This is a genomic window from Advenella incenata (genome assembly GCF_004217095.1).
Classification (GTDB): Bacteria; Pseudomonadota; Gammaproteobacteria; order Burkholderiales; family Burkholderiaceae_B; genus Advenella; species Advenella incenata.
This window is the reverse complement of sequence record NZ_SHKO01000005.1, coordinates 65,589-87,394: the sequence shown is the minus strand read 5'-3', so window position 1 is coordinate 87,394 and position 21,806 is coordinate 65,589. Positions and strand designations below refer to the sequence as shown.

Annotated in this window: 18 protein-coding genes; 7 read left to right on the top strand and 11 right to left on the bottom strand. The window is 55.9% G+C overall.

The features are described 5' to 3' along the window. Positions 1-416: 416 nt before the first annotated feature. Together EV681_RS20905 and EV681_RS20900 are read right to left on the bottom strand one after the other, a co-directional pair. Complete coding sequence (locus EV681_RS20905) at positions 417-1,706, bottom strand: iron-containing alcohol dehydrogenase (protein ID WP_130305144.1); 1,290 nt, start codon at positions 1,704-1,706, stop codon at positions 417-419. 3 nt (positions 1,707-1,709) lie between these two features. Further along, positions 1,710-2,411: an alpha/beta fold hydrolase gene (locus EV681_RS20900; RefSeq protein WP_130305143.1), complete on the bottom strand. Its 702-nt coding sequence runs from the start codon at positions 2,409-2,411 to the stop codon at positions 1,710-1,712. A gap of 149 nt (positions 2,412-2,560) precedes the next feature. Here EV681_RS20900 and EV681_RS20895 point away from each other — a divergent pair, with 149 nt between their 5' ends. Further along, a complete protein-coding gene (locus EV681_RS20895) occupies positions 2,561-3,274 on the top strand; it encodes a GntR family transcriptional regulator (protein WP_130305142.1) in 714 nt (237 codons plus the stop codon). Positions 3,275-3,476: 202 nt separating this feature from the next. Here the strand turns inward: EV681_RS20895 and EV681_RS20890 are convergent, their stop codons facing one another. After that, positions 3,477-4,484, bottom strand: coding sequence for a tripartite tricarboxylate transporter substrate binding protein (locus EV681_RS20890; protein WP_242612343.1), 1,008 nt, complete (start codon positions 4,482-4,484; stop codon positions 3,477-3,479). Between the two features lie 147 nt (positions 4,485-4,631). After that, the gene (locus EV681_RS20885) at positions 4,632-5,501 is read right to left on the bottom strand and encodes a fumarylacetoacetate hydrolase family protein (protein ID WP_130305141.1); all 870 of its coding nucleotides are present in this window, start codon (positions 5,499-5,501) and stop codon (positions 4,632-4,634) included. A 125-nt stretch (positions 5,502-5,626) separates the two neighbouring features. Between EV681_RS20885 and EV681_RS20880 the strand changes: the two genes are divergently transcribed. Beyond that, positions 5,627-6,343 carry a FadR/GntR family transcriptional regulator gene (locus EV681_RS20880; protein ID WP_130305140.1) on the top strand — a complete coding sequence of 239 codons (717 nt, stop codon included), beginning with the start codon at positions 5,627-5,629 and terminating at the stop codon, positions 6,341-6,343. A 145-nt stretch (positions 6,344-6,488) separates the two neighbouring features. Here the strand turns inward: EV681_RS20880 and EV681_RS20875 are convergent, their stop codons facing one another. The 7 genes from EV681_RS20875 to EV681_RS20845 all read right to left on the bottom strand — a co-directional run bounded on the left by EV681_RS20875 (position 6,489) and on the right by EV681_RS20845 (position 14,649). Next, entirely contained in the window at positions 6,489-7,097 is a 609-nt protein-coding gene (locus EV681_RS20875; RefSeq protein ID WP_130305139.1) for a sarcosine oxidase subunit gamma, read from the bottom strand. Further along, positions 7,087-10,089, bottom strand: a complete 3,003-nt coding sequence (locus EV681_RS20870) for a sarcosine oxidase subunit alpha family protein (protein WP_130305138.1) — start codon at positions 10,087-10,089, stop codon at positions 7,087-7,089. The genes EV681_RS20875 and EV681_RS20870 overlap by 11 nt, the downstream gene beginning before the upstream one ends. Beyond that, entirely contained in the window at positions 10,086-10,364 is a 279-nt protein-coding gene (locus EV681_RS20865; protein ID WP_130305137.1) for a sarcosine oxidase subunit delta, read from the bottom strand. The genes EV681_RS20870 and EV681_RS20865 overlap by 4 nt, the downstream gene beginning before the upstream one ends. Before the next feature lie 10 nt (positions 10,365-10,374). Beyond that, positions 10,375-11,622, bottom strand: coding sequence for a sarcosine oxidase subunit beta family protein (locus EV681_RS20860; RefSeq protein WP_130305136.1), 1,248 nt, complete (start codon positions 11,620-11,622; stop codon positions 10,375-10,377). 151 nt (positions 11,623-11,773) lie between these two features. Further along, positions 11,774-12,847: a GlxA family transcriptional regulator gene (locus tag EV681_RS20855; protein ID WP_423191232.1), complete on the bottom strand. Its 1,074-nt coding sequence runs from the start codon at positions 12,845-12,847 to the stop codon at positions 11,774-11,776. A 166-nt stretch (positions 12,848-13,013) separates the two neighbouring features. Then, the gene (locus EV681_RS20850) at positions 13,014-13,625 is read right to left on the bottom strand and encodes a LysE family translocator (protein WP_130305134.1); all 612 of its coding nucleotides are present in this window, start codon (positions 13,623-13,625) and stop codon (positions 13,014-13,016) included. Between the two features lie 85 nt (positions 13,626-13,710). Continuing rightward, entirely contained in the window at positions 13,711-14,649 is a 939-nt protein-coding gene (locus tag EV681_RS20845) for a DMT family transporter (RefSeq protein ID WP_128396426.1), read from the bottom strand. Between the two features lie 293 nt (positions 14,650-14,942). On the opposite strand from EV681_RS20845, the gene EV681_RS20840 reads away from it, so the two are divergent. From EV681_RS20840 to ligD, 5 genes are all read left to right on the top strand, one after another. Further along, positions 14,943-15,818 (top strand): AraC family transcriptional regulator, encoded by an 876-nt coding sequence (locus tag EV681_RS20840; protein WP_130305133.1) that lies wholly within the window; start codon positions 14,943-14,945, stop codon positions 15,816-15,818. A gap of 145 nt (positions 15,819-15,963) precedes the next feature. After that, on the top strand, positions 15,964-17,241 hold the full coding sequence (locus EV681_RS20835; RefSeq protein ID WP_130305132.1) for a bifunctional O-acetylhomoserine aminocarboxypropyltransferase/cysteine synthase: 1,278 nt from the start codon (positions 15,964-15,966) through the stop codon (positions 17,239-17,241). A 213-nt stretch (positions 17,242-17,454) separates the two neighbouring features. Continuing rightward, positions 17,455-17,883: an arsenate reductase (glutaredoxin) gene (arsC, locus tag EV681_RS20830; RefSeq protein ID WP_130305131.1), complete on the top strand. Its 429-nt coding sequence runs from the start codon at positions 17,455-17,457 to the stop codon at positions 17,881-17,883. 122 nt (positions 17,884-18,005) lie between these two features. Beyond that, entirely contained in the window at positions 18,006-19,103 is a 1,098-nt protein-coding gene (ku, locus tag EV681_RS20825) for a non-homologous end joining protein Ku (protein WP_130305130.1), read from the top strand. A gap of 36 nt (positions 19,104-19,139) precedes the next feature. Continuing rightward, positions 19,140-21,728 (top strand): DNA ligase D, encoded by a 2,589-nt coding sequence (gene ligD / locus EV681_RS20820; RefSeq protein ID WP_130305129.1) that lies wholly within the window; start codon positions 19,140-19,142, stop codon positions 21,726-21,728. The last annotated feature ends 78 nt before the right edge of the window (positions 21,729-21,806 follow it).

Here is a 21,806-nt window from a genome sequence, read left to right as displayed (position 1 = left end):
CTTGTGGATATATTTTTATTGAATTTAACTGATATATTACTGAAATGCAATAGAAATATATCATGATCGTGATGCCACGATAGGCATTAATCATTGCCGTACGGGTCAGGACAAAGCGCTTTCCGGCGTTGGATCAGGCATTGAATGCAATCCGGTTCACGCGGGTTCGTCAGAAAAAAATAACACGGGCCAATGACAGTCGCAATGGCGGTGATCATGCGCATGTGCAAGGCGTCAGCTGTCCGCGTCGGCCGGCCCGGCTGGAGGCTGCGGCCTGATCAGGTGCGATCAGGTGCGTTGGGCATTCTCAGGCTGACCGATATGCGATGCAGCTCTGTGTGTAGGTTTTTGTAAAAGGGCAACGCGGCGCGGCGCAGCGGCACCCAGGCGGGTGCGTGCAGACATTATTCGGAGGCTTAAGCCACCTGGCTGTCCGGCACTTGCTGCAAAACAGGGGCCGGCGTGTCGGAAAAGTCGCCAGCCCATGCATTGGCAATAATGCGCAGGTACGATGCAGCGGTGTCCGGAACCGGGAACGCGTGGCGCAAGCGGGTTACGCTCAATGCATCTGCATACAGACGCGGCAGATCGACCTCTTTGATGCCAAAATCTTTCAGGTTATTTGGAATGCCCAACTCGCTGACCAGTGTCTGAAGTGTTTGCACCAGCTGTAAAACCGTGTCGTGTTCGTGCTTGTGTCCCTGTCCGGTTATGCCAAAAATGGCGGCGATTTCTTTGAGTTCCTGCATGCGTGTGTCGCGCAACTCGTACAGAACGTAGGGAAGGATAACTGCATTGGTGCGGCCATGCGTTTCATGGGTCAGTCCGGCAATACTGTACGCGATGCCATGAACCGCGTTCAATCCTGCGCTGCCATAAGACAGGCCTGCAAACACGCTGGCATAACTCATGCCTATGCGTGCCTGCGTGTCTGCGCCGTTCAGGTAGGCCTGTTTCAGGTGCCGGGCGCAAAGCACCATGGACTCGCGAGCGAACATCTTGCTCAGGTGCGTGCGTCCGCTGTAGCCTGGATCCGGATTGTTGTTGCGCTCAAACTGGTTCGAGTCCATCGTGACATAGGACTCCATGGCGTGGATCAGTGCGTCGATGCCCGCGTCGGCGGTCACGCGAGGCGGACAGGTATAGGTAAACTGTGGATCGACAAGTGCAATAAATGGTCGTAAGCGATTATCCATCAAGGCAATTTTTGTTGCGTTGTCGGGGTCTATCAGTATGGCGCCTGGGGTAACTTCCGAGGCCGTGCCCGAGGTCGTCGGCATGGCGATAAAGGGCAGCGGTTCATCGTTGCCAATGCCGTCTTTGTAGTGCGCCACCGGTTTTTTGCTGCGTAGCGTTAGTGTCAGCGCTTTGGCCAGATCCATATTACTGCCGCCGCCCAGCGCGATGACATGATCGGGCGCCTGACCCTGTGTCTGAGCCAGAATGTGCTGCGTCGCCTGATCACACAGTGTTGTGGATGGATCCGGCTCGCCGCCGCTAAAGACGTGAGTGCTGATCCCGCATTTGCTGGCGGCCTGTACATATTCGTTGACCCATGGCGTCTGTTCTGCGAAATAGCGATCGGTAACGAGTATGCCGTTGCGATAGCCCAGTTTGGCCAGCAGGGCAGGCAGCTCATGTCTGGCCCCCTCTCTGATGATAAGGCGCGAGGGCGCGCAGAAAAACAGATGGTCGTCAACATTCATGCATTACTCCAGATTGAGAAAGTTGGTAAATCCGGCTGAGACGGCAGCGGTGTGCTCAGTCAGAATGGAATGCCCCGCATTTTCTATCGTGAGAAAAGTGGGGTTCGCAAGCAGGTCGCCAAACTGGGCCACCAGGGGCAAGGGCGAATCTTCATCCCGGGTGCCGCTCATAATCAGGCAGGGGGCGGTCACCAACTTGCATTGGTCGCGCAGTGAGCGCCTGGCAATGGCTTGCCAGGTCCACATGACCGCATGGTGTCCGGCCGCATCCTGCAGTTTCAGGCGTTGTTCGCGTTCGCGGATCTCGTCAAGTAAATTTGCTTCTGTTGTTTGTGTAAACCAGGACACTTGGCTGATATCTGGCACGCCAGAGAGCAACATCAGTTTGTCTGGCCGTTTTGCCTGTGTACGGCCGACAAAGGCCAGGGCAACGCTCACGCCCATGCTCCAGCCGGCCAGGCAATAAGACTGGTCATCATTGATATACTTGTGTACCGTGTCTTCAATTACAGTTGCAAACGACTCAAGCGTCATGTCCTGTTCAGAACAGTCTTTCCGAGCGCCTCGTCCAGGCAGATTCGGCAAAATGAATGTGCAATGGTCAGCCAGTTGTCCTGCCAGCGGTAGCCAGACGCGGTTGGTCCCCTGTATGCCGTGTATGGCAATGATTTTGATGGGACCCGCGCCGTGAATCAATGTATCCATAGTATTGTGATTGATGAATGAGCAGAAAAAGCAAGTCGATTGAAATGTTGTGAGCAACAAATATATTAGTTGTATAATACTCACGTGTGTGATTTTTCACAATAGCCGGAAGAAAAACGATTTTTTTCGGTCAACCTTTTCGTGACATCATGGCCTCAAATAACGCATCGAATCTACAGAGTAATCAAGACCTTGTTTCGGAACCCGTTTCGCTTCAACCCAAAGTTAAACTGACCGATATCGCCTATCAAAAGCTTGAGCAAGCCATTACCATGCTGGTCCTGGAGCCGGGCTGTTCTGTTTCGGAACAGCAATTGTGCGAGTTGACCGAAATAGGTCGCACGCCGGTACGGGAAGCGGTGCAGCGACTGGCGCGCGAGCACTTGATTATTGTTTTGCCTCAGCGCGGCTTGTTTATACCCGAGATCAATATTCGCAAGCAGTTGAAACTGCTCGAGGCGCGCCGGGAAGTAGAGCGCCTGGTCTGCCGAATGTCTGCAAAGCGCTGCACAGACCAGGAGCAGCTTGCCTTTGTGCAATTGCATCAGCAATTTAAGGAATCTGCCCGGCTGGCCGATGTGGACCAGTTCCTGAAAGCCGACAGAATGCTCAATGAATTGACCTTGAAGGCGGCCCGGAATGAATTTGCAGAAGGGGCCATGCGCCTGATGCATGGGTTGTCCCGTCGATTCTGGTATTTTTATTTCAAAAAATCGAATGACCTGGAAACCATGGCCCTGTTGCACGCTAATGTTGCCGAAGCCATCGGTCAGCGGGATGCGGATCGCGCGGCCCAGGCATCAGACAAACTGCTGGACTATATCGAGTTTTATACCAAAGAAAGCGTATCTGATTTTATGTAGCAGGCATGCTGCTGGCAGCGACGGGCTGCATGGCGGCGCCTGCCAAATATAGACCCATTGTTTGCAGGCGCTGTGATCGCATCATGTGATCGGTAATCAGTGACCCAATTCGCAGTGAACCGGGTCGCCTTTTTTCTGGCTTTGGCAGGTTTCTCAAGAAAGTATGACGGCGTGGCGTGTGAGGCCATTGCCGTGCGATCAATTATTCAATTTTTCCCATTTTCTGTACCGTTGCAGCAATACCTTTTGCATCCTGTTTCCAGTACTGTGCAAAGGCTTGCGCAGGCAGATAGTCCAGCGGGCTGCCTGTGTTGCCGATCGTTTTGGCAAAAGCGGGATCGGCAGCGAGCTTATCCAGACTGGTTTTCAATGTTTCCGTGACTTCGGCTGGCGTGTCGGCAGGTACAAAAACCCCGGACCATTGGATAAAGGTGGCGTCGTGCCCAAGCGACTTCAGGCTGGGTACATCCGGCATGGAAGCAATTGGCTTATCTCCCCAGTGTGCCAGCGCCCGAACTTTACCTGCCTTGACCTGCTGGACTATGCTGGCCGGGCCGGTTGCCAGTGCCTGCACATGGTTGCCCAGCAACCCTGCCACAGCCGGACCGGCCCCCGTATAGGGAATGTGTGAAAGACTGATCCCGGCAGCCTGCGAGAGAATTTCCATTGGAACGTGCATGGTTCCATACAGGCCGGAACTTCCATAAGTGATGCCTTTCGGATCTTTCCTGGCCGCTTCAATAAACTCCTTGGCGCTCTTCCATGGCGCATCAGCCCTGACCACCAGCACAGTAGGATCTGCCGTAATTCTTGCTATCGGCTTGAACTGATCAAGCCGATAGGCAGGCGTTCGGCCAAGAATTTTGTCTGCTTCGGGCAGAATCGAAATGGACGACAGGCTCAAAAGAATGGTGTAGCCATCCGGCTTTGCGTGGGCCGACGCCCCGATACCAATAGCGCCGCCCGCACCGCCCTTGTTTTCGATGACCACAGATTTCCCCAGTGCTTTGGACATGGCGTCTGCCACCGGGCGGGCTACAGTATCGGCAACGCCGCCGGGCGGAAATGGCACGATCATGGTAACGGGTCTTTCCGGATACTGGGCCAGGGCCTGGGATGCGGTTGCAAGCGATAGCGCCAGCAACAGGGAAGTGAACTTACGAGTTGCCATCATACTGGGTGACAATGCGTTTTTTTGTTTCGGTGTCATGGTGGTGTCTCCTGCCGTGACCAATTGCGATTGTGAATATTGTTTTGTTATCGTGTGCTGCACTGCATGTTGTTGTCTGCTGAAACGGCCAGTTGTTCGCGTTATGTAGTCTGACTGTACCGTTTCTGTCTGGCGTCAATGAAATGCTCAGCCAAAGGGGTTGCTCAGTTCACCAATGCCGTCTATCTGTATTTTTACAACGTCTGCGCTACGCAGATACTCGGGTGGCGTCATGCCCATGCCAACACCAGCAGGCGTGCCGGTAGCGATAATATCGCCAGGGTAGAGCGTGATGCCGCGTGAGCATGTTTCGATGAGCGTGGGCAAATCGAATATCAGATCTGTGGTGAAGGCGTCCTGACGCAATTGCTCGTTCACCCAGCACCGTACACGCGTATTGTTTGCATCCAGTTCATCGGCGGTGACAATCCACGGACCCATCGGGCAGAAGGTATCGAACGATTTTCCCAGATCCCATTGCTGGTGACGCATTTGAATATCACGTGCGGTCACATCGTTCACAATGGTGTAGCCAAACACATGGGCCAGGGCGTTTTCGCGGGGAATGTTTTTGCCTTCCGTGCCGATGATGATTGCCAGTTCGGCTTCATAATCAATCTGGCTGGAGATGGTTCCTGGCAACACAACCGTTTCGCCTGGGCCGATAACGCATTCGGGAACTTTGGTAAATACAATGGGCCACGAATCCGCTTTTTTATTGCTGTCCCTGAACACGGTGTCAGACAGTTCCCTGGCGTGCGCATGATAATTGCGACCCACACAGAAAAGATTGCGGCGTGGCCGAGGTATCGGGGCAAGGACGGTAGCCTGGGCTAGATCGCGCCCAGGCACTACCGGCGCCAGGCGATCTCGCAGCGCCGCATATTGCGATACCAATTGGTTCATATCGCCGCTAAAATCAGCAATAAGATCCGATACGGGCCAAAATTGGTTTTTATCAGTATCTACAAGGCATGGGTAGCTGCTTTCTTGATATTTCAACGTGGCAAATTTCATTTTTTCCAATTAATTGGTTAGATAAAATGCTAATCTATCACAATAAAAATACCAAAATGGGCTTGGATTGGTCTAATTGTCTTGCCCTGTTTTCCACGGATAGATAACGCTAATTTACGGATTCAATGACAGACAGAATAAATATCAGTGGCCAGATTCGGCTACTCGGCGGAAAGAAACTGGCGGACTACCTCGCCGGACAAATCGTCGACGGCAAATTGAAACCCGGCATGAAACTGCCACCGGAGCGTGAACTTAGTGAGCGCTTTAATATTTCCCGTGGCGCGGTAAGGCGTGTGCTGGCGCTTTTTCGCCAGCAGGAATTGATCAGCCAAAGTATCGGCAGCGGCACCTTTGTGACCGAGCGCGCGGCGTTGCTGGCCAATCCTGATCCGCAAGATCAGGTTTCGGCGATCAGCACCAGTCCTGCGGAACTCATGGTTGCCCGCCAGTTGATCGAGCCCCTGATGCCTGGCCTGATTGTTCAGAACGCCACTGTAGTGGATTTTCAGCGCATGGCCGAATGCATTGAGCGCTCCGAGGCAGCGCTGACGATTGAAGAGTTTGAACATTGGGATGAACAGTTACATAAGGCGCTGGCTCATGCCACCCATAATTCTTTTTTTGTACAGGTTCTGAATCTGACAAACCAGGTGCGTGCCCAGGGGGAATGGGGACGGCTCAAGCGCAATTCTCTCACCCCTGAAAATCGCCACTGCTATGAGGTTCAACATCGGGAAATTGTAGCGGCGCTGACGGACCGCGATGCGGAGCTCGCCAGGAAACGGTTGCTTGAGCATTTGCAACAGATAGAGATGAATCTGTTTGGCATAAATAGTTGAGAGCGCCGGGGAAGTGCTAAGGTTGCGGGTATGGAGCGACGATGCGATTATTGAGTGACGATGCCAGCGCTGGATCTGTGTTTGCTCCAAGCAGCACGCATAGCCGTTGTTTTAGCTCGACCTGCTTTCATGGCCGACCCGCGCATCAATTGCGCCCCTCTATATACTCCCACATCCCGTCCATCAGCATCCGCAAGGCATAGTCGGCAAAACTTCGCCGCACTATCATTTCCCAGTGATCTGCCCCGTCATTCGGGCGGTGCAGCAGCACTGAGGTCTTGTAATAATGGCTTTGTGCACATTGTCCTGTGTCAAATACGCGCGGATGCAGGTCCAGCGGGCAGCCTTTGGCCAGAACGCAGCGGGCTTTCGGGCCGCTCAGTTGCAATACGCTGTAGGCGCTGCTCTGATCTGTCACGGCGCAGAAAATACCCTGCAAAGCAAGGTTCAGGCGCGTTGGCAGATCGTCAGCCTGTGGTCCTTTTGCCCTGATTATCCATTCGTCAGGCGAGAGCCACATGACGCAATAGTGGTCATTTTCTGCGGTGGTATTGGGATCAGTCGGCAAGATGATGCCGATTGTGTTCTGTATGGCGGCGGTAAAATCCGCATCCTCAGGATCGCCACGCAGATTGATCAGTTCTACAAACGGCACTTCAAGCAGGGTCACGCACTCGGGTGATCCGTGTTCAAATGCACCGGCACCGTCGGTCAATCCGGCTAGTGGCGTTTGTTGCCTGGACTCATTGAACATGCTGGCGTGCTCCTTGGGCATCATAGAATACCGGGCTGCAGATATGCGCCTGGGCAAATGTGCCGTCTGGCAACGCAACAGAGACTTGCTGTTGCATGCGAGACAGGCCGTTCCTGATCATGGCAAGTGCAATCGGCTGTTTCAGGGTGGGGCTCAGATAGCTTGATGTCACGTGCCCCTGCAACGGCACTACGCCTGGCGCAGCAGGTTCATTAAGAATGGCCGCGCCTTCAGGTAACACGGTCTGCTTGTCTTGCGAGAGCAGGCCGACAAACTGCTTGCGATTGGGGCCGGCTGTGTCGCTGCGCGAGAGCGAGCGCTTGCCCAGAAAATCTTTGGACTGGGCCAGCATACCGCTCATGCCCATATCAACGGGGGTGGCCGAACCATCGGTGTCCTGCCCGACAATAATGAAGCCTTTTTCAGCCCGCAGAACATGCATGGCCTCAGTGCCATATGGCGTAATGTCAAACGGTTCCCCGGCGCGCATCAGCATTTCCCATATATGACGACCGTAATTAGCCGGCATATAGACTTCATAGGACAGCTCACCCGAAAAGCTGACGCGCAGGATACGCACCGCCACACCATCGATACTGCCGTGCCTGAAACTCATGAAGGGGAAGGCCTGGTTGTCAAAGTCAATGTCATGGCATACTTGCTGCAGCACCTTGCGGGCGCAAGGGCCGGCAACCGTCGCGGTTGCGTACTGATCGGTCAGTGATGTGAGATAGACTTTCAGTTCAGGCCATTCGGTTTGCCGCCATCGCTCCATCCAGCTCATTACTTTGGCGGCGCCACTGGTGGTTGTCGAAATCAGGAAATGCTGGTCGGCCAGCCGCAGATTGACGCCATCGTCCAGAATCATGCCGTTTTCATCGAGCATCAGACCATAGCGGCAGCGTCCAGGCTCCAGTTTGGACCAGGAGTTGGTATAGATGCGATTCAAAAATGTCGCAGCATCGGGGCCTCGCACATCGATTTTTCCCAGTGTGCTGTAATCGAGCAGCCCGACGCTGTTGCGCACGGCCAGGCATTCTCGTGCAACCGCCGCATCCATGGTTTCGTTGTTCCGGGGATAGTAACGCGCACGCTTCCAGTTTCCCACATCTTCAAAAACGGCACCGTGCGCAACATGCCACTCATGCAGGCAGCTTTTACGAATTGGATCGAAATACTCGCCTAGTTCTCGCCCTGCAATGGCGCCGAAAGTAACGGGGGTGTAGTTGGGGCGGAACGTGGTCGTGCCTGTTTCCGGTATGGTCTGGCCCAGCGCTTCGGCCAGCACGGCCATGCCGTTAATGTTGCCCAGCTTGCCCTGGTCGGTGCCGAAACCCATGGCGGTATAACGTTTGACATGTTCGACGCTGCGATAGCCTTCGCGTACGGCCAGGTAGATGTCGGACACAGATACGTCATTTTGCAAATCAACAAATTGCTTGGGGCCGCGCGCTATATCCCGACCCGTGGCCGTTGTCCACAAGGGCAGGATGTTGCCGGCCGGCATAGGCTCTGTGTGCCACGAGATGTCGTGATCGGACTGCCGACCCAGCGCGGCAGCTGCGTGGTGGCCGGCTCGCACGCCGCTGTCCAGGGCGCCGGCCAGATCAAACTGACCGTTGCAGGCGCCGACCGATGTCTGCCTGGCCACCTGATCGTCCGGCACGAAGCAGGCGTCAAGTTCCTGCCAGCGAGGCTTGCCGCCAGATTGAGCATACAGATGCACCACCGGGTTCCATCCACCGGATACGGCAAGCAGATCGCAAGGCAGTGTGTGTGTTGATATCTCACTGCCGGCACCATTGTCCGGCTTGCGCACGACCACGCTGTCGATATGACGTTTGCCATTAGCATGACTGACAACTGCCTGCCACAGGATCTGTATGCCTTTTTCTGCAAGCAAAGGTGGCACGATTGCGTCTTCGGCTGCACGAGCATCAACCACAGTAACCTGGGCGCCGCTGCGATGCAGGTCCAGCGCAGTCTGATAGGTGCTGTCATTATTGGTAAATACCACGGCGCGGCGGCCGGGCAGCACGCCAAAGCGGCAGATATAGGTGCTGATCGCCGAGGCCAGCAAAATACCTGGCAGGTCATTGTTGCCGAACGCGATCGGGCGTTCATGGGCGCCGGTGGCCAAAATCACCTGCGCCGCGCGGATTTTCCACAGGCGTTCGCGCACGCCCTTGCGCCGCTGTAGCGGCAGATGATCGGTCAGTCGCTCGCACACCGTGACCAGGTTGTGGTCCTGATAGCCGAAGGCGGTCGCGCGCGACAATAGCTGGACCTCGGGCATACTGGCCAATTCTCCAGTAATTTGTGCGAGCCACTGTCTGGCGGGTGCGCCGTTGACAGGGGCAAACGTGTGCAGCAGGCTGCCGCCCGGTTCAGATTGATTATCAACCAGAATAACCCGTGCGCCCGTACTTGCCGCAGTGTGCGCGGCGGCAAGCCCGGCGGGCCCTGCGCCAACAATCAGTACATCACAATAGGCATAGGTTTTCTCGTAGCGATCGGGATCGTGTTCTCTGGGAACGGTGCCCAGGCCAGCAGCATTGCGGATGTGTTCTTCATATTTTCCCCACCAGCGGCGCGGCCACATAAAGGTTTTATAGTAAAAACCTGCCGGGATAAAGCGCGACAGATATTGCATGAACGCAAACCGGTCGTGTTCAATGTCGGGCCGGGCATTGACGCTGGCCGCGGTCAGTCCTTCGTACAGTTCGACTTCGGTAGCACGCGCATTGGGAACGGTATATGGGCCGCTCTCCAGCTGGACAATGGCATTGGGTTCCTCGACGCCGGCGGTCATGATGCCGCGGGGGCGATGATACTTGAAACTGCGCGCCACAAAGTGTATGCCGTTTGCAAGCAGGGCAGAGGCCAGCGTGTCGCCCTGGTAACCCACATACCATTTGCCGTTAAATTGAAATCGCAGCGGTTTGTTTCTATCTATACGGCCACCATCGGCCAGGCGGTGTGACTGGGTCATGTCCGCTCCTTGCCCGGTGCGCCGATTTTTTCAACCGATTTGAACTGATAATGACGGGTGTCGCGTTCGGCGATAAACCAGCGTCGACAGCCATGGGTGTGTACCCATTGCTCGCGGTGCAGGCCTAACGGATTCTTGCGCATGAACAAGTAGTCGCCCCATTGTTCATCGGACAGGTCTTCGGGATTGGCGGGACGTTCAATACCGGCCTGGCCGCCGAAATTGAACTCGCTTTCGGCGCGCTCACCGCACCATGGGCATCGTATGACAAGCATGATTATGATCCTAATGCGCAACGGCAGCGGCGCCGTGCTCGTCTATGAGATGACCGGTATAGAAACGGTCTATGGAGAACGGTGCGTTCAGTGAATGAGGTTCGTCGTTGGCGATGGTGTGGGCAAAAACCCAGCCCGAGCCCGGGGTTGCCTTGAAGCCGCCGGTACCCCAGCCACAATTGAAATAAAGTCCCTTGATCGGCGTTTTGGAGATGATGGGGCAGGCATCGGGGCTGATGTCGACAATGCCGGCCCATTGCCGGTTCATGCGCACACGACTTAAGCTGGGGAACATTTCTACAATGGCCTGCAAGGTCTGTTCGATACTCTGAAAACTGCCACGTTGGCCATAGCCTGTGTACTGGTCAATGCCGGCGCCAATGACCAGATCGCCTTTATCGGACTGGCTGATATACGCATGCACCGCGTTGGACATGACCACGGTATTGATAGCGGGCTTGACTGGCTCGGACACGAGGGCCTGCAATGGATGGCTCTCCAGCGGCAGGCGGATGCCTGCCATATCGGCAAGCACACTTGAATGGCCGGCCGCCACGACCGCTACTTTCCTGGCGCCAATGAATCCCTTGCCGGTTTCAACGCCCAGGACCACGCCATCCTTTTTACAGATGTTGGTCACCGGGCAGTTCTGTATGATATCCACGCCCAGTTGATCGGCCGCACGGGCAAAACCCCAGGCGACCGCGTCATGTCGCGCAACGCCGCCCCGAGGCTGGAATGAGGCGCCCAGCACCGGGTAGCGGCTGTCCAGATTGATCAGCGGCTCCAGTTGCCTGATCTGTTCGCGGTCAAGCCATTGGCCGTCAACGCCGTTATACAAGTTGGCATTGATGCGTCGCTTGGTATCACGCACCTCTTGCAAGGTATGCGCCAGATTCATCACGCCACGCTGGCTGAACATGACGTTGTAGTTCAGCTCCTGGGACAGGCCTTCCCATAGCTTCATGGCTTTTTCATAGAGCTGTGCCGATTCGTCCCATAAGTAGTTGGAGCGCACAATGGTGGTGTTGCGAGCGGTGTTGCCGCCACCCAGCCAGCCTTTTTCTACAACCGCAATATTGCGGATCCCATGGACCTTGGCCAGATAGTACGCGGTTGCCAGGCCATGACCGCCTGCGCCAACAATAACCACGTCATATTCGCGCTTGGGTTCGGGGCTGTGCCAGGCACGTCCCCATTTTTCGTTATGGCTAAGCCCGTTGCGGATCAGACTGAAAATCGAATAGCGGTTGCGCATGATGTCCTCGTAGCAATCCCGTCACGCCGTCATCAAACGGGCGCAGTGACTGCAAGTAGAGCAAATCGAACGGTTTGCAGATAGAACTTTTCCGTCTATTGATTGGAATAATTACGCCATCAATGCGCGGTTTTCGAGTTTGGCAAATCGTTTAGTGAAAGTCCTGGCGTCCGGGGAATACTTCGCTCACATAGTCCACTGGATCCGGGTTCTGCGCGGCCAGCAGGGATGCTGGCAACTGGGCGCGGCTGCGCCACTGGCCCGGAGATATTTCAAAAGTGCTTCGAAACTCCCGTCCCATATGTGATGCATCGGCAAAACCACAAGCGCTGGCAACGGCCGCGATGGTTTTGGTCGAGTGAGTCAGCATCCAGGCGGCCATGCGCAGGCGAATCCCCCTGGAATACGCCTGTGGGGTCATGCCGGAAGATTGCTTGAACAGCCGTTCCAGTTGCCGCGCCGAGATATTCAGTTTGCCTGCAAGCGTATCCAGCGTGAGCGCCTGGCCCATATGTTGCTCCATCAGCAGCATGGCGCGACGCACCACGGGATGGGTGTCCGGTGCGATGCCCGGTGGCAGCGGCTGGGGCGTCGTATGGGGATTGGCATTATCTATTTGCAGGATTCGCAAGGCCTTTTGCACGATGGCATGGTCCATATGCCGCTTCAGAATATCTGCGGCCACATCGATGGATGCGCGCCCGCCGGAACAGGTAATGCGGCGGCGATCACAGACATAAAGCCGGTCGGCAACAATCAGATTCGGGTCGGCTTGCGGGAATTGTTCGACAAAATCCCAGTAGTGGAACCAACTGACGCAGATGCGGTGATCCTGCATGACGCCGGCCTGCATCAACGCAAAAACCCCGGTGCACACGCCAACCAGATTAACGTCCTTGTCTGCAGCCCGCTGTATGAACAGTTTCTGTGCGGCGCTGAGCGGCAGGCCGGTGTGCAGCAAACCGCCCACCACGACCAGATAATCAAAGCGCGCCGGATCGCCCAGTTTTTCCGATGGCACCACCTGGATTGCGCTGGAAGAGCTCACCGGCGCCAGCGTTTCATCCACCACATGCCAGGCGCAGCGAACTGGCTGGCTGTAATCGCCTTCGTCGCCGGCCAGACGCAGGACATCCAGCAGACCCGAGAATGCGGTCAGCGTAAAGTGCGGCAGCAGCAGAAAGCCGAAGCGAATGGGCGCGGTATCCGTAGGTTTAGCGGGCATCATGTTGGCGTTCCTTAGTATTTGTATTTTAGCCAACTGTAGCGCGAAATGCCGCAGCGAAACGCGGTGAATGCGGCACGCCCATTTAATGCGGCCAACACAGAAGCCGCAGTGATGCAGGCAGGCGTGCGCTTGAAAAGCGCTCACGTTGCGAGCGTTCGAGCGGCTATCTTTCGGTTAATGCCAGTTTGGCGCCCAGCGCAACGAAGGCGGCGGCAAAGCTGCGGCGCAACCAGGTCATGACCGAAGGCCGGGAAATCACGTGGTGGCGAACTGCTGCGGCAAAGAGGCCATAGCTGGAAAAAACGACAAATGTCATTGCCATGAATACGGCAGACAGCTCCAGCATGATCGGTAGCGGGTTGCCCGCCTGGTTGCCGACAAATTGCGGCAAAAAGGCGAAGAAAAATATAGACAGTTTGGGATTGAGCACATTGACGGCAATAGCGGAGCGAATGACGTCCATATTGGAGCGGGGCGTAGCGCCCGTCTCAATTTTCAGCGCGCCATGCTCGCGCAGCGTAGTTACTGCCATGTACAGCAGATAGGCGACGCCCGCGTACCGGACTATTTCAAAAGCAAGGGCACTGGTATGCAATAATGCGGCCAGACCCGTAATGGCGGCGAACATGTGCGGCAAAATGCCTAACGTGCAGCCGAACGCGCAGATGACGGCGGCGCGGCGTCCTCGCGACAGGCCGGCGGCGACGGTGACAATGACGCCTGTGCCGGGCGAGATCACCACGATCAGGGATGTCAGTAAAAACTCCAAACTCATATAGTAGCTCCGGTATAAGGTGCTGCTGGCAGACAAAGACGCGGTTGTCTGCCTAGCTTATATCAATCTGCGCCAGGCAAACAACTTATAAATGCGATAACTTGCGACGGCGGGCAATAATTTGCTGTATCCATTCGTAGCCGCTAACCAGCAATATGCCAAGCAGAACCATCAGCGCGCCGGCCACGAAGTTGGGTTCCAGCGGCTCGTCCAGCAGCCATACGCCAAATGCAATGCCGAAAAGCGGCGTCATGAACGACAGCACGCCAAGCCGGGACGCCAGATACTGCCGCAACAGCCAAAACCACAGGAGCAGGCTGCCGAAGGACACAACCAGTATCTGAAACGCCATGGCGGCAAAGGCACGCGGCGTAGGATTGAAATAAGTCTGGTCCATGAGGATGGCGGCCACGGTCAGAACTGCGAAACCGGCAATCAGTTGGTACAGCAGGGTATGCGTGCTTGGGCAGTTGTTCAGGCGGGTGGTGCGGATGACGACGGTAGTTGCACCCCAGGCGATGGCTGCGCAGATGCCAAGAAAATCACCCAGCAGCGGATTGGTGCCGCCGGTATCAGCCAGGCCACTACGGCCCGTAAAGGTGACAACAATGCCGGCAAATGCCATGGCGATGCCCAGCCACTGGATCCTGCTCAGGCGTTCGTCTGGCACCTTCCAGTAAAGCCCGAGGGCGGCAAATACCGGGGCGGTGTAAAGGAATATGACCATATGAGACGCCGTGGTATGGTGCAGCCCCTCGGCAACCAGCAGGAACTCCAGGGCAAAGAGCAGTCCGGCGGCAATCCCGGGTTTCCAGGTGCCGTCAGACAGCACAATGCGGTCGCCGCGTGCATAGATCAGGATGTACACCATGATGGCTGAAATACCGGAGCGCAAAGCAATCTGAAAAACAGGCGCGACGTCTGGCGCTGCGCCCTTGAGTACGACCTGTTGCAGACCCCAAATTGCGCAAGTAAGCAGCATCAGGCCGGTGGCCTTGCGATCAATTGCCCGGCGGTGTTCCATTTTTGTTCCTGTTCAAGATAAGCCCATTGTGAAACAGGATTATCTCATTGACGGATAATCGCCATATACTGTAAATATGACAATCGATATCGGGATTAAGTCATTTATTGGTATGAAGTCAATTTTCCTGCGAGGGGTGACCTGTTTCCTTCAGAATCCAGTTACCGTTTTGCAGATGCAATTGCGAGCTGTACAGGGGTATGGCAGGCGTCGGGCTCGTGTCGGTATTGTCGTCAGCGCGCTATCGTTATTGGCCTTTCGGTCCGTGATATCGCTTTTATGGGATTACGCTTATGAAAAAATCCGGTTTTTCACCCAGCAACGCGACGCATTTGCGTCTCCCTCCGTTTGAGACGACATTGCCGTCGCCGATCGTCTTTCGGGCGGTGAGCGTGCAGGCAGACACCGTGTATCCGCGCCATCTTCACAACTGGGGGGAGTTTGTATACTCCTTTAGTGGCATTATGGAGATCGAACTGGCCCATCAGCATTATCTGGCGCCGCCCCAATATGGTCTTTGGCTACCGCCCCGTACCGAGCATATCGCGTTCAATCGGCATGCGGGCATCCACTGCTCCCTGTACGTGGACGCAGCGCTGTGCCAGACGTTGCCCGGCGTCACCTGTGCATTGACAGTGAGCCCATTTATGCGGGCGTTGCTCGATGAGCTGGGTAGAAAACCGCCGGCCATTGTTGCTACGTTGCAGGAGCAACGCCTGTTACGGGTGTTGGTGGATCAGCTGGAGCAGGCCGATTGTGCCGGGACCTACCTGCCCACTTCGGACGACCCTTTGCTCAAACCCGTGTTGCTGGCGCTGCAGGCTAATCCGGGTGATGCGCGCACGATCGCCGAGTTTGCGGCGATCAGTCATACAACAGAAAGGACCCTGATGCGCCGTTGCCAGCGTGATCTGGGCATGTCATTTGTCGAATGGCGACAGCGGCTCAAGGTGCTGGCTTCGCTGGCACGGCTTGACCGGGGCGACACCGTGGAAGCGATTGGGCTGGACCTGGGTTACAGCAGTGCCTCGGCATTTATCAGCATGTTTCGGCGGCTGATGGGCACGACGCCCGATGAGTATCGCAAGGGCCGGCGCACGCAGGGCGCAAGGCTGGCGACAGGCCACGGCAAGGGAGAACACGCCATGCAATCGGCCAGTGGGCAATAGCATATATATCCAACACATAAGTAAAGATCGACCGGGAGGCTGACAGAACCGGTGATGTCGGGTATAAAGCGGAATCAGATATTTATTATGTTATTCAGGGTATTTGATATTTACCCTGAAATATGATTTTCAGAAAGGAGAAGAAATGAAGCTTGAGACATTGGCCATTCATGCCGGTTACACGCCGGAACCTACCACCAAGGCAGTCGCCGTACCCATTTATCAGACGTCCTCGTTTGCCTTTGATAACACGCAGCATGGCGCCGATCTGTTCGATCTGAAAGTTGCCGGCAATATCTACTCGCGTATCATGAATCCGACCAATGCGGTGCTGGAAGAGCGTGTAGCTGCCCTGGAGGGCGGCATTGCGGCGCTGGCAGTGGCTTCGGGAATGGCGGCCATCACCTATGCCATCCAGACCATTACCCAGGCTGGGGACAATATCGTATCGGTCAGCAAACTGTATGGTGGCACCTATAACCTGTTTGCCCACGCCTTTCCACGCCAGGGAATCGAGGTGCGCATGGCTCCGCACAATGATATTGCGGCACTGGAGGCGTTGATCGATGATAAAACCAAAGCAGTGTTCTGCGAATCCATCGGCAACCCGGCAGGCAACCTGATTGATTTGCGCGCACTGGCAGACGCGGCACACCGGCACGGGGTACCGCTAATCGTGGACAACACCGTGGCCACGCCGGCGCTGTGCCGTCCCTTTGAGCACGGCGCCGATATTGTGGTGCATTCGCTGACCAAATATATGGGCGGCCATGGTACGACCATTGCCGGGGCCGTTGTCGATTCCGGCAAGTTCCCCTGGGCGGAGCATAAAGAGCGGTTTGCGGTACTCAATGAGCCAGACCCGGCCTACCATGGCGTGGTCTATACCGACGCATTTGCCGAAGCGGCCTTTATCGGGCGTTGTCGCGTTGGCCCGCTGCGCAATACTGGGGCCGCATTGGCGCCGCTGGCTGCCTTTCAAATTCTGCAGGGTATTGAAACGCTGGCATTGCGCGTCGAGCGCCATTGTGAAAATGCGCTGAAGGTGGCACAGTTTTTGCAAAAGCACGAGCAAGTCAGCTGGGTGAAATATGCGGGTCTGCCCGATCATCCGGAACACGAACTGGCCCGCAAATATATGGGTGGCAAACCTTCGGCCATCCTGTGCTTTGGCGTCAAAGGAGATGCCCAGGCCGGCGCGCGCTTTATTGATGCGCTGCAATTGATCACGCGCCTGGTCAATATTGGCGATGCCAAATCTCTGGCATGCCACCCGGCCACGACCACCCACCGCCAGCTCAACGAGCAGGAGCTGGAGAAGGCCGGGGTCAGCCAGGACATGGTCAGGCTTTCCATTGGCATTGAGCACATCGACGATATTGTCGCGGACCTGGAACAGGCATTGCAGCAAAGCAAAGGCTGATCGCCTGCGTTCCTGTTGCCCGGACGACAATCCGAAGGCGTCAACAGTTGGCGCTTTTTCTGCGCGAAATATTGCGCGTCCCGCGTCACCCTGGTGTGGTGGCCGGGGCTGGCAATTGTCATGGTCCTGTACCGACTGCGACTGCCATTGGTTACACGCTTTTGAGCTGCTAAATGCTATGATTGGACCACCAACGGTACAGGAGTCCCCCTCATGGATATCACAATTTATCACAATACCCGCTGCGGTACTTCACGCACGACGCTGGCGCTCATCCGCAACACAGGTGTCGAGCCCAATATCATAGAATACCTTCACAATCCGCCTTCCCGCCAAGAGCTCACGGCAATCATAGAGAAGGCCGGAATCAGCGTACGCGACGCAGTGCGCCAGAAAGAGATGCTGTTCAAGGAACTCGGACTGGATGATCCGGCCGTGAGCGATGATCGGCTGCTGGATGCCATGATTGAATACCCGATTCTGATTAATCGCCCCTTTGTGATCACGCCTAAAGGCGCGCGCCTGTGCCGCCCGTCAGAGCTGGTGCTGGATATTTTGCCGCTGCCGCAAAAAGGCGCCCTCAATCGCGATGACGGCACACCGCTTATCGACGCTTTGGGTCAAAAGGTCACGTCGGCCTGAACGATCAGACAACACCACCCGTTTCATTGCATTTGATATTGAGGCGGCCTAGGCGCCGCTTCACATTGTTGCAGGACTCGCGCTGCGTTTGGCGCATTGATGACCTTGAATAAGGACATGATATGGCACGCCCGATCTGGAATGGTACGCTTTCTTTTGGACTGTTGAATATACCTGTGGCGCTGATGCCCGGGGAGCGACGCATTGACCTGCATTTTCGGATGCTGGACTCGCGTGACAAGGCGCCGGTACGATACGAGCGGGTCAACGCCGACACGGGCGAAGAGGTGCCGTGGAAAGACATCGTCAAGGCGTTTGAATATAGCAAAGGCAATTATGTGGTGCTTGAACCCGACGATATTCGCGATGCCGCACCGCAAAGCAAAGAGTCGGTAGATGTAGAGGCCTTTATAGAGGCCAGCCAAATCGGACCGGCTTACTTTGAAAAACCCTATGTGCTGGTGCCGGGGAAAAAGGCGGAAAAGGGTTACGTGCTGTTGCGCGAAACGCTGCGTGATGCCGGCAAAATCGGAATAGGACGTGTGGTCATACGTACGCGCGAATATCTGTGTGCCGTCATGCCGCAAGGCGATGCACTCATGCTGATTCTGCTGCGATATCCGCAGGAACTGATCGATGTGCAAGACTACCGGATTCCGGAAGGCAAGTTGAGCGACTACCGGATTTCCAGTCAGGAAATGGACATGGCCAGTCAATTGATCGCGTCCATGGAGGCCAACTGGAAACCTGACCAATACAAGGATGAATTCCGACAGCGGCTTTCAGATGTGATTAAAAAACGGATGAAAGCCAACAAGGTGAGCCACCGTCCGGAAGACGAACTGGAAGATGCCGCGGTACCGGAGAATGCCGCTACCAACGTGGTCGACTTCATGTCGCTGCTCAAGCAAAGCCTGGCAACCAACAAGCGGACACCGCCCAAGGCGAACAAGTCTGGATCTGCAGCCAAAGGCAGCGACAGCGCGGCAGGCAAGACGAGCAAAAAGGCTGCGGTAAAATCGGCGGGTAAAGCGGCGCAGGGCAAGGGCAAAACGGCCGGTAGTAAATCGGCAGGCAAGGCGGTCAAATCTGCGGCGACTGGAAAGAAGGCCGCCAAAAAAACCACCAATGCGGCGACCAAGACAACGACAAACAAAAGCGCAGGTTCGTCTGGTTCCGGCTCACGCAAGCGTGCGACCAGCAACAAAAAGGCGGCCTAGCGCACACTTATCCAACACGACAGACCGGGGGAGCCGATGAGCCTTGCCGACTATCAGCGTAAACGCAGGTTTGACCGTACTCCGGAGCCGCAGGAAGACGCAATGGGAGGCGGGCGCCCCATCTTTGTCGTCCAATTGCATCATGCCAGCCATCGCCATTATGATTTTCGTCTGCAGGTTGGAGGGGTGCTTAAAAGCTGGGCCGTGCCCAAAGGCCCCAGCCTGGATCCGTCGGTCAAGCGCCTGGCGGTGGAGGTAGAAGATCATCCGGTCAGCTACGCCAATTTCGAGGGTGATATTCCCAAAGGGGAATATGGTGGAGGACATGTCAAAATATTTGACAGCGGCATCTGGAGCACCAATGAAGAGGTCGAAGCGCAACTGGCCAAAGGACATTTGAAATTTGAACTGTTTGGCGACATTTTGCAAGGGGGGTGGCATCTGATCCGAAGCCATCGCCGCAGTCGCCAGCAACAGTGGCTGCTGATCAAACAGGATGACGCCTTTGCCCAGGATAGGGAGGCCGATGACTTTGTCGATGAGCCGGCACCGTCTGGCACGGATGGCAAAAGAGCGATCACAGGAAAAACAAGTGCGGGTAAAAAGGGCGCGGGTAAAAAGAGCGCAACGGAAAAAACGACAGGGGGCAACGCCGTAAAAGATGTAACGGCAAAAGCGGCAACGTCAAAAGATGGGTCGAAAAAAGGCGCTACAAAAAAAGCCGCGGCCGGCGTGCAACCCCAGGGGGATCCGGCAACGGCGGCCTGGCGCGCCCAGCTTGATGCCTTCAAGGGCGCAAAGCGACAGCCGTTACAGCACAAACCATTTGCGCCACAATTATGTCTTACCGCAGACAAGGCGCCGGTTGGCGACGATTGGCTGCATGAGGTCAAATGGGACGGCTATCGTCTGCTGTGCACGATTGTCGACGGCGTCCCGGCCTTATGGTCGCGCAATGGTCTGGACTGGACGGCACGCCTGCCTGATGTCGCTCGTGATATGGCGTCGCTCGGGCTGCAGCAGGCCGCCTTTGATGGCGAGCTGGTCGTGCTCGAGGGCGTGTGCAGCAATTTTTCGGCATTGCAGGCGACGCTGTCTGGGCAAATGCAGGCGCCATTGAGTTACCTGCTGTTCGACCTGATTCATCTGGAAGGGTTTGATTTGTGCGATGTGCCGCTGCAGGATCGCAAGGCATTGTTGCAGACCGTATTACAAGACGCGCCATCACGATTGCGATATAGCTCGCATCTGGTGGGTTCCGGGCCCCAGGTGTTTGAGCGAGTGACAGCGGAAAAACTTGAAGGCATTATTTCAAAACGGGTGAATGCCCCGTATCATGCCGGTCGCAGCAGAAGCTGGCAGAAAATAAAAATGGAACTCAGTGATGAATTTGCCATTGCCGGTTTTATTGAACCGAAGGGCAGCCGCACGGGTATTGGCTCATTGCTGCTGGCTTCGCCCCAGGGCAAGACAGGCTGGCGGCTTGCTGGGCGTGTCGGCACCGGCATGAACGACGCGATGTTGCGTCAGTTATCGGCTACGTTGCGACCGGTTGCAGGAGCTGAACCGACCGTGACGGTTGCAGGCGTCGATTCCGATCTGCGGCGTGCAAAATGGGTCAGGCCACGCGACGTGGTTGAGGTGTTTTATCGTGGACACAGCAGCCAGGGATTGCTGCGTCACACGGCGTTCAAGACATTGAGAGAAGACAAGTCTGTTGCCGATCTGCGAGGCAGCCAGGCAAAAGAGGAGCCTATGAAAAAAGATATCGTTCATATCAGCAGCCCGGATCGCATGGTGTACCCCGAGATGCAGCTCAGCAAGCAGGATGTGGCCGACTATTACGAACGTGTGATGGACTGGTTGTTGCCGGGGGTAGCCGGACGGCCGCTATCGGTGCTGCGCTGCCCGGATGGCACGCAAAAAGTCTGCTTTTTCCAGAAACACCATACGGCCGGCATGGATGTCAGTACGGTCAGTCTGCAAGAAGAGCAGGGTGGCAGGCAGGACTATCTGATGGTGCGGGACAAGACAGATGTCATGCAACTGGTGCAGTTTAACTCGCTGGAGTTTCATCCATGGGGTGCGCTGGCCGACAGCCCGGATGATTGCGACCGTCTGGTATTTGATCTTGACCCTTCTGAGCAAGTGTCGTGGGCCACGGTGAAAAAGGCGGCGCGTCAGGTGCGCGATCTGCTGGAGCAACTGCAGCTGCAATCGTTTGTACGCACCACCGGAGGTAAAGGGCTGCATGTAGTGGCGCCGCTGAACCCGCCCGTGCCCTGGGAGGAAGCAAGACAGTTTGCACGCGCTTTTGCCGAATCGCTGGCCGGGGCGCATCCGGACACCTATATCGCCACGGCCTCAAAAAAGCAGCGCAAGGGATTGATCTTCGTGGACTATTTGCGCAATGGGCGTGGGGCCACCAGTGTCTGCTCGTATTCGCTGCGTGCCCGGCCTGGTGCCGCAGTGGCCACACCGCTGCGCTGGGAAGAGCTGGGGCGCGTAAAATCGTCAGATGCCTTCCATATCCGCAATCTGCCGCAACGCCTGGCCCGGCTTGCGAGCGATCCCTGGCAGGAACTGACCAGAATCAAGCAGTCGCTACCTGATCTGTCTGAGTGACTGCAGGCACCGTCGTGCCGCTATGTAGACGCAGGCCTGGCATTGCCAGAAAGGCAAACAAGCGCCCAGGCTTTTGCC